Source organism: Trinickia sp., from assembly GCF_036503415.1.
Classification (GTDB): domain Bacteria; phylum Pseudomonadota; class Gammaproteobacteria; order Burkholderiales; family Burkholderiaceae; genus Trinickia.
On sequence record NZ_DASXWY010000218.1, the window covers coordinates 1 to 1,799 of the forward strand.

At 61.3% G+C, this 1,799-nt stretch carries 2 protein-coding genes; both read right to left on the reverse strand.

What is annotated here, in order from left to right:
* On the reverse strand, positions 1 to 1,128 hold a 1,128-nt coding region (locus VGL01_RS24945), incomplete at its 3' end, for a type II toxin-antitoxin system HipA family toxin (RefSeq protein ID WP_331574177.1).
* Positions 1,125 to 1,487, reverse strand: a complete 363-nt coding sequence (locus VGL01_RS24950) for a helix-turn-helix transcriptional regulator (protein WP_331574179.1) — start codon at positions 1,485 to 1,487, stop codon at positions 1,125 to 1,127. The genes VGL01_RS24945 and VGL01_RS24950, both read right to left, overlap by 4 nt.
* Positions 1,488 to 1,799 lie beyond the last annotated feature (312 nt).

Here is a 1,799-nt window from a genome sequence, read left to right on the forward strand (position 1 = left end):
TTCGAGCACGACCATCATCTCGCCGATCTCGCTGCGCGCCTCGGCTTCCGTGAGCATAAACCGGCCGCAATCCGATAGCACGTTGCGCATCGAGGGCTCGTAGTCAAAACGGCCGACCTTCAGTTGCTGATAGTGGATGCCCTGCAGCTGCGGCTGGACGTCGTAGGCCGGTGCGAGGTTCCAGCGGCCGTCCCGCCACAGAAATGCGTGATTCTTCTCGTGATCGTCCGTATTTTCCATCGCGACGTTGAACACCATCCGCTTGAAGATCTCCCGCGCCTCCTCCTTCGGAGCCCGCGAGAAGCGACGCGCCGTGTCCGCAATATCTGAATAGGCGGCATTCGCGATATCCACGCCTTGCGCGATCAGCAGCGTCCGCGCGCTCGCGAAATGAATCCGGCCACCGGCCTCATCGCGGTCGAATCGCTCGACTAGCAGGACATTGCGGCCGCCAACATCCACGAGGCGCGAGTCGGCCACCGTTATACCGCACGCGGCCGCGAGACGAAGCGAGGCCTGTTCGATCGCGCAAACGTCGACCGAGTCCCCTTCCGCTGGAAACTTGGCGAGCCAGTGGCACCCGTCGTCTCGAATGATTGCCTTCGGACGCGCCCCCCCAGCGCTGGCGCCCGGTCGCAGCAGCCGGCGCATATCGTCATCGATCGGCATATGTCGCTCGATTGCCTGAGCGGCGCTGAGCAACGCCGCAAGATCAGCCGTGTGCAGCGCCTGTTCGACAACGACGTTGTAACGGCCGGATTCGAGCGAGAAGGCCAGTGCACCGATGCGATCCTCGCCCGCAACCGCGAGGTAGTCGATCTCTGAGCTCCGTCGCAAACGGAACACCCGATCGATGATCTGCCGTCCCCAACGATCCGGGCCCGCGTCCGCAAAAATGGGGTGAATGTTGAGCCCGGCATCCGGCTCGAACTTGCCAGCATGCAACGGAAGATCGGGGGACAACTCGAACGCGTCAGCACGCGCGAGCCATGCTGGCGCATACTCGAAGCGACACAGCCGGCCGCGAATGAGCTCCAGTACACCGCAATGCACCGGGTCGGCGGAGGACTCCGGATAGATCCAGACGGACAGTTCGTTGTTCGTCCCGATCTCGATACTTCCATTCATCGCTGGACTCCTTTACCGCCTGATTTCAGGTTCTGCAATTCAAGTGCGAGCGCCGTTTGGTCGGCGGCTGGATCGGCAATTCGGGGGAGAAACTGTACCCGGCCGACCAGCCACAGCGCCATCGCATAGACCGAAATGGAAACGGTAGGGTCGCCCGCCTCCATCTTGCGCAGCGTCGGGACAGACACCTGCATGCGCTCGGCGAACGACTGCATGGTCTCGCGGCGGCGCTTGCGCGCGACCCGCAGGTTCTCCCCGAAATCCGCAAGGGCACGCTCCACGGGGGAAGGGAGCATATCGGCGGCGTTTGATCGTCTCGGCATGGAAATAATAATTCCATTTTTTCCGTAAAATGGCAACTATTTTTTCCTTTTTGACGTTCCGAATTGTTGCGACGACCGCGCCGGCCGTCGTAGCCAGCAGATGAGCGCGACCCATGCCTTAAGCTGTTTTTAAGATTGACCTCCTAGCCTCATTTCGCGCCCCACCGGCGAACCCATGAAAGCGCACAAAGCGCTTCGCGTAAGTCACACGGGCGCTACGGCAAACTTCGTTTTCTTTCAGACAATGAGGTGCAGCCATGTCCTCAAGCCCCATTCGCTCACTCGGCGCGACCTGCCTGTTGTGCGCGCTGCCGCTCCTGGCACAGGCCACCGAACCCGAGCCGTTTT